The sequence below is a fragment of the Spirillospora sp. NPDC048823 genome (genome assembly GCF_043198445.1).
Taxonomy (GTDB): domain Bacteria; phylum Actinomycetota; class Actinomycetes; order Streptosporangiales; family Streptosporangiaceae; genus Spirillospora.
The window spans coordinates 1-7037 of sequence record NZ_JBICUT010000035.1 but is presented as its reverse complement, the minus strand read 5'-3'; the positions used below and the strand labels follow the sequence as shown (position 1 = coordinate 7037).

At 70.1% G+C, this 7037-nt stretch carries 5 protein-coding genes and 1 pseudogene; 2 read left to right on the top strand and 4 right to left on the bottom strand.

What is annotated here, in order from left to right:
- Positions 1–197 (top strand): hypothetical protein (locus tag ACGFK0_RS37465; RefSeq protein WP_392913493.1); only part of this gene is annotated, 197 nt, incomplete at its 5' end.
- 3 nt (positions 198–200) lie between these two features.
- On the opposite strand, the pseudogene ACGFK0_RS37460 reads toward ACGFK0_RS37465, so the two are convergent.
- From ACGFK0_RS37460 to ACGFK0_RS37445, 4 genes and pseudogenes are all read right to left on the bottom strand, one after another.
- A pseudogene (locus ACGFK0_RS37460) lies at positions 201–1133 on the bottom strand (alpha/beta hydrolase); the annotation flags it as partial.
- Positions 1134–1151: 18 nt separating this feature from the next.
- Positions 1152–1784: a TetR/AcrR family transcriptional regulator gene (locus ACGFK0_RS37455; protein WP_392913489.1), complete on the bottom strand. Its 633-nt coding sequence runs from the start codon at positions 1782–1784 to the stop codon at positions 1152–1154.
- Positions 1785–2066: 282 nt separating this feature from the next.
- The gene (locus tag ACGFK0_RS37450) at positions 2067–5702 is read right to left on the bottom strand and encodes a hydantoinase B/oxoprolinase family protein (protein ID WP_392913487.1); all 3636 of its coding nucleotides are present in this window, start codon (positions 5700–5702) and stop codon (positions 2067–2069) included.
- A 93-nt stretch (positions 5703–5795) separates the two neighbouring features.
- Positions 5796–5930 (bottom strand): hypothetical protein, encoded by a 135-nt coding sequence (locus tag ACGFK0_RS37445; RefSeq protein ID WP_392913485.1) that lies wholly within the window; start codon positions 5928–5930, stop codon positions 5796–5798.
- Between the two features lie 465 nt (positions 5931–6395).
- Here ACGFK0_RS37445 and ACGFK0_RS37440 point away from each other — a divergent pair, with 465 nt between their 5' ends.
- Positions 6396–6827 (top strand): MarR family winged helix-turn-helix transcriptional regulator, encoded by a 432-nt coding sequence (locus ACGFK0_RS37440; protein WP_392913483.1) that lies wholly within the window; start codon positions 6396–6398, stop codon positions 6825–6827.
- Positions 6828–7037 lie beyond the last annotated feature (210 nt).

The following is a 7037-nucleotide window of genomic DNA, read 5'->3' as shown; positions in this document are numbered from 1 at the left end:
GAAGCGTAGAGAACTCCCATCATCCCAGGTTGCAGGGCACCTCTCCTCATATCGCGGCTTTCATCGCATTACCAACCCCGTGGATCCAGGCTCAGCATCACGGGTTTCCTCTTCAACCCGATGGACGTGAGGGCCTGCGTGACCGGCTCCGGCTCGACGCCAGTCTAGAAAGCGATGGCCATGGCAGTGCGGCTTGAAGATCAGGCGGATGTCCGGGGAGCGAGATGCTGGAGAAAGAACTCGGTCATGAGGGCGAGCGTGTTCTTGAACTCCTGGTTATAGACGACGAAATGGCCGCCGGGCAGGGTGACGAGTTGCTTGGGGTGAAGGGCCCGTTCGTAGGCGGCGAAGGCCAGGTCGCTGTGAGTGAGGATGTCGTGCTGGGCGACGACGAGCATGAGCGGTGTGGGGGAGATGCGGGCGATATGGTCGCCCGGCTCGTAGCCGGCGATCGCCTCCACCGACCGGAGCGTGACCTCGTTGCGCCACGTCGCCAGGCGCTCCGGCTCGATCGTCTGGTACCACTCGTAGGTTTCCCGGTCGGCCATCGCGGCGGGCTCCCCGGGGGTCGCGGTGATGAGGGGGATCGTCGCCGGCGCCTCGCCGTTGAACCGGGCGAGCCGGTCGGCGTCGAAGCTCCTGCGTACTTCGGCGAGGGCCTCGCTGGGGATGAACCGCGACAGGGTCGTCCCGCCGCTGATGACCGGCACCTGCGAGTACACGGCCTTGACCCGCCGGTCGACGGCCCCGACGACGAGCACGTGCCCGCCTGAGAAGCTCGACCCGAACACCCCGATGCGCTCGGCGTCCACCTCGGGACGTGTGCACAGGAAGGTGATGGCGTCCCGGTATCCCTGGATCTGTGTCCAAGGATCGACCTCCTGGCGCGGCTCGCCGTCGCTCGCGCCGAACGAGGCGTGGTCGTAGAGGACGACCGCCAGCCCGGCTGCGGCGAGTGCTTCGGCGATGTCGTCGGTGTACTGCTCCTTGACCGCCCCGAGTCCATGGGTGACGACCACGGCCGGGTGCGGGCCAGAGGTGCCGTCGGGCGTGTAAAGCCATCCGCGGAGGGTCGTCCCGGCCGAGACGAACTCGATGTCCTGGCGCATTTGCAAGTCCTTTCGCTGGTGTCGGCAGGTGTACGCCGCGGCCTATGGAGGGCCGGGGGAGCCACCCGGAGTGAAGGCGCCGCTGAGGGCGGCGGCGTGCGCGGCCGCGGCGGCGACCTCGGCGACCTCGTCGTCCACCGGCCCGCGGGCGACGAGCAGGCGATAGTAGAGGGGGGCTCCGACGGCGCTGATGATCGCTATGTCGTCGGTTCCCGGCGGTAGCTCGCCGCGTTCTACGGCCCGTTCGACGATCCGGGACGCGAGGCGGTTGCGCTCGGCGATCACCGTCGCCCAGGCGGTGGACGCCTCGGGGGACCGGACGGCGGCGGCCACGACGCCCTCGACGAGCGCCCGCGCTCTGGGCTGCTGATACAGGCCGGCGATCTCCAGCGCGAGCGCCTGAAGGTCGCCCCTGAACGAGCCGGTGTCCGGTATCGGGATCTCGCTCCTGCCCAGTTCGCCCAGCAGGTCGACGACGAGTCCCTCGACCGTCCGCCAGCGCCGGTACAGCGTGGCCAGATGCACGCCCGAACGCTCGGCCACCTTCTCCATGGTGAGTCCGGCGTACCCGGTGGCCTCCAGTTCCTCCTGCGCCGCGGCCAACACCGCCGCACGGGTGCGCGCCGTCCGGCCGCCGGGCCGCACGGCCCCCGTGGCGCGCGGCTCCACGTCCATGCGGCACCCCTCTCTATGCGACACGGATAGAGTAACGCGAAGTTCTTCGCATTAACATCCCTTCGGTGGCATCTGGTTGAGGGCCAGGAGTCCTGCGGTGATGTGGTCGGCGGCGGCCTCACCGGTCCCGCCCGCAGCGCCTCGATCAGCAGCAGCCCGCACGCCTGGGAGGCAATCCCCCGCACCGTCCCCAGACACCACGATCGTGGGTCGGCGGTTCTTCGTCCTTGGCGGAAGATGGCTCCGTCGGACAGAGCCGCCGTGACCGGGTGGCCGTGTGGCTCAGTCCGCACCGTAACCACCGCCGCCCGGCGTCTCGACGACGAAGACGTCTCCGGTGTCCACGGGCAGCGAGTCACAGCCCTTCATCGGCGTCGCGGAGCCGTCGGCGTGCTCCACCCACTGCCGCCCCAGCGCGCCGGGCTCGCCGCCCGCCATACCGTACGGCGGGACGCGCCGGTGACTGCTCAGCGTGGTCACCGTCATCGGTTCGAGGAAGCGGATGCGGCGCCGGGCGCCGTCGCCTCCGCGCCAGCGTCCCGCTCCACCGCTGCCGCGGCGGATCTCGTGGCCTTCCAGCAGCACGGGATAGCGCCACTCCAGCACCTCGGGGTCGGTGAGCCGGGAGTTGGTCATGTGGGTCTGGACGACATCGGCGCCGTCGAAGCCGTTCCCGGCGCCGGAGCCGCTGGCCACCGTCTCGTAGTACTGGTGGTTCTCGTTGCCGAACGTGACGTTGTTCATCGTGCCGGAGCCTTCCGCCATCACTCCCAGCGCGGCGTACAGGGCGCCGGTCACGGCCTGCGAGGTCTCGACGTTGCCCGCCGCCACGGCCGCCGGATACTCCGGCGAGAGCATCGTGCCCGGCGGGATCGTGATGTGGATCGGCGTGAGGCAGCCGGCGTTCAGCGGGATGTCCTCGGCCACCAGTGTGCGGAACACGTACAGCACCGCCGCCACCGCCACCGACGACGGCGCGTTGAAGTTGCCGGCCAGGCCGGGAGAGGTGCCGGTGAAGTCGATCTCCGCCGTCCGGGCCTGGCGGTCGACGCGGATCGCGACCCTGATCAGCGCCCCGCTGTCGAGCTCGTAGGCGTACGAGCCGTCGCGCAGTGCGGTGATCACCTGACGGACCGCCTCCTCGGCGTTGTCCTGGACGTGACGCATGTAGGCGTGGACGACGTCCAGGCCGAAATGCCGGACCATGCCGTGCAGCTCCTGCACGCCCTTCTCGTTGGCGGCGATCTGGGCGCGCAGGTCGGCGACGTTGTCGAGCGGGTTGCGGGACGGATGGACGGCCGAACGCAGCAGCTCGACCGTCTCGGCCTCACGCATCCTGCCGCCCTCGACGAGGAGCCAGTTGTCGATCAGGACGCCTTCCTCCTCCACCCTCGTGCTGAAGGCCGGCATGGAACCTGGCGTGATGCCGCCGATCTCGGCGTGGTGGCCTCGGGACGCGACGAAGAAGGAGATCTCGTCGTCGCCCCCTGCGGACGCGGACTCCACGTCCTTGACGAAGACCGGCGTGACGACGGTCACATCGGGCAGGTGGGTGCCGCCGTGGTAGGGGTCGTTGAGCGCGTAGACCTGGCCCGGCCGCATTCCCCCGGTGGCCCGCCGCCGCCTGATCAGCTCCCCGATGGACGCCCCCATCGAGCCGAGGTGCACGGGGATGTGCGGCGCGTTGGCGATGAGGCTGCCGTCCGCGTCGAAGATCGCGCAGGAGAAGTCGAGGCGTTCCTTGATGTTGACCGAGTGCGCCGTGCTCCGCAGCCGGACTCCCATCTGTTCGGCGATGGACATGAACAGGTTGTTGAAGATCTCCAGCATGACGGGGTCGGCGCCGGTGCCGACCCCGTGTCCGCCGGGCCGCGGCGCCACCCGGGTGAGCAGCAGGTGGCCGAGCTCGTTCACCGTCGCGTGCCAGCCCGCGTCGACGACGGTCGTCGCGTTGGCCTCCGCGATGATCGCCGGGCCCGCCACGGTGTCCCCGGGCCGCAGCTCCTCCCGCCGGTAGAGGTCGACCTCGCGCCAGGCGCCGCCGCCGTACATCCGGACGCCCACCGGCTCGGCGGGGCCTCCGCGGCCGGACCGGACCGGTACCTCGGCGGCCCGGTCGAGGTCGCCGACGGCCTCGACCGACACGGCCTCCACGACGATCTGCTTGTCCCGCATCAGGAAGGAGAACCGGCGCCGGTAGACCTCCTCGAACTCGGCGACCATCGCCTGCACGGCGCCGACACGGACCGGCAGGGCGGTGTCCGTGCCCGCGTAACGCAGGTGAGCGCGGCGCAGGACACCCTTCACGCCCATCCCCTCGTCCCGCAGTTCATCGCCCGCGTCCCGCTCCAGCCTCCCCAGGATCGCGCTCAGCTCGGGCGGCAGATCCTCGCTCAGCGGAGCCTCCACCGCCGCCTCCCGCATGGCGGTGACATCGGCCAGTCCCATGCCGTACGCCGACAGCACCCCGGCCAGCGGATGGATGAGCACCTGCCGCATGCCGAGGGCGTCGGCGACCGCGCAGGCGTGCTGGCCGCCGGCGCCGCCGAAGGTGGCCAGCGCGTATCGGGTGACGTCGTAGCCGCGCTGGACGGAGATCTTCTTGATCGCGTTGGCCATGTTCGTCACCGCGATCTCCAGGAATCCGGCCGCGACCTCCTCGGGCGGGCGGCCGTCGCCGATCTCGGCCGCCAGCGCGGCGAAGCGGTCCCGGACGACGCCGGCGTCGATGGCCTGACCGCCCGCGGGGCCGAAGACGTGCGGGAAGTGCTCGGGCCGGATGCGCCCCAGCATCACGTTCGCGTCGGTGACGGTGAGCGGACCGCCTCGGCGGTAGCAGGCGGGACCGGGATCGGCGCCCGCGGAGTCGGGTCCGACCCGGTACCGGCCGCCGTCGAAGTGCAGCACCGACCCGCCGCCGGCCGCGACCGTGTGGATGCTCAGCATCGGCGCCCGCATCCGCACCCCCGCCACCTGCGTCTCGTACTGGCGCTCGAACTCGCCCGCGTAGTGCGAGACGTCGGTGGAGGTGCCGCCCATGTCGAAACCGATGACCCGCCGGAAGCCCGCGGCGGCCGACGTGCGCGCCATTCCCACGATGCCGCCCGCCGGCCCGGACAGGATCGAGTCCTTGCCGCGGAAACCGTGGGCGTCGGTGAGCCCGCCGCTGGACTGCATGAACATCAACGGCACGCCGTCCAGCTCCTCGGACACCTGGGCGACGTACCGGTCGAGGATCGGCGAGAGGTAGGCGTCGACGACGGTGGTGTCGCCACGCGAGACCAGTCTCATCAGCGGGCTCGTCGCATGTGACTCGGAGACCTGGGTGAAGCCGGTCCGGCGCGCGATCCTCCCGATGGCGATCTCGTGCAGGGCGTGGCGATAGCCGTGCATGCACACGATCGCGACCGAACGGAAACCCTCGTCATGAGCCGCGCGGAGGTCGCGTTCGACCGCGCCCTCGTCCAGGGGGACGATCACCCGCCCGTGCGCGTCGACGCGCTCTCTCGCCTCGATCACCCGCGTGTACAGCAGCTCGGGCAGCACGATCTCCCGGGCGAAGATGCGCGGGCGATTCTGATACGCGATCCGCAGCGCGTCGCGGTAGCCCTCGGTGATGACCAGCACCGTCGGTTCACCCCGGCGTTCGAGCAGGGCGTTCGTCGCCACCGTCGTCCCGAGCCGCACGCCCGCGATCCGCTCCGTCGGGATCGGCTCGCCGGGCGCCACTCCGAGGAGATGCCTGATTCCGGCGATGGCCGCGTCCTGGTAGCGCTCCCTGTCCTGCGAGAGGAGCTTGTGGGTGAGGAGCGCGCCGTCCGGCCGCCTGCCGACCACGTCGGTGAACGTGCCACCACGATCGATCCAGAACTCCCAGCCGGAGTGGGCCGGCGGGCCGAGCGCTTCGTCACGCGCCATAGTCCACGTCTATCACCCCGCCGGGCCGCTCGAGGAGGCCGTCCCGCCGCCCGCGCACCGGCCGGGCGGGCTGCCGGCCGTTGGATGCGCGCTCTACCCCTGGGGGCCGAGAGGGATCCCCGGGATCAGGTTGGACGGGGTGGTGTCGCGCATTTCGACGAGGATGCCGTAGGTGCGGCCCAACGACTGCATGATGATGTTCTCCTCCACGGCGGTCGGCGAGTACACCGCGGTGATGGAGCGGACCCGGCGCGGAGTTCGACCGCGGTGAAGTGGTACCGCTTGGCGGCGGCGAGTCGCAGGAGCGTGGTGCAACCGGTGCGCACGTTGTACAGCCGCTGCCCGCCGCCACCGGTGACGACGTAGGAGACCCGCCTGCTGGAGAGGAACCTCTGGTAGTTGTGGTCGTGGCCGTTGCACCAGTGCCGCCCGGTGGTCGGCGCGGCTTGATCGGCTCGGTCTTGTACAGCCCGATCGCCGATTCCATCAAGGACATGCTCGCCACGTACCCCGCAGCCCGGGTGGCCGGATCGGGAGAAGCCCGCGCGCTGCATCGAGGAGTGCTTTGCCTACCTAGAGGCGAGAAGTTCGCCGGCGGGGTTCTCGCCGAAGCCGCGTGGGCCACTGGCAATGCAAAGCTGACCCCGAGATGGATGGTTGTATGCTCAAACCATCTGGTTGTAGTGTCGAACCATGTCACCCGATGCCAGCGATCTGCAGGAGGCTGTCGCCAGGTTCGTCCGGGCCTTCGGATTGCATCGTCCTGATCGGACTCCGTGCGGGCAGCCAGTGCCGGTCTCAGAAGCACACGCCCTCGGGGAGTTGGCGCGACATGGAGAACTGCGGCAGTCCGAACTTGCGCGCCGCCTGAGCCTGGAGAAGAGCACCACCAGCAGGCTTGTGGGCCAGCTTGTCGAGCGGGGCTGGTTGAAACGACTGCCCGCGCCCGAGGACGGGCGGGGCGTACTGCTCCGGCTCACCTCCGCCGGCGAGGGGGCGGCGGCCCGCCTGGCCGAAGCGCGGCGGAAGCGATTCCAAGCCGCACTGGACCGGGTTCCGCCCGAGGAGCACGACGCCGTGCTGCGTGCGCTGACCCTGCTGACGGGAGCAGTCGATGAAGAGTGATTCCTCCTTCTGCCGAACCCTCGCCACGGCGGGCACAGCCATCGCCCTTGCCATTGGGACGGTGTCGTGCGGTGCGTCTGGGGAGCCGGACCGCAGGACGCAGGTGGCGGAGAAGGGCTCTTCTGCTGTTTCCGTGGGTCGTTGACCATCGCCGGGGTTGCTGCTGTGGCTGTGTGAGCTGGATAGATGAACACGCCGTACCCGGCGTAG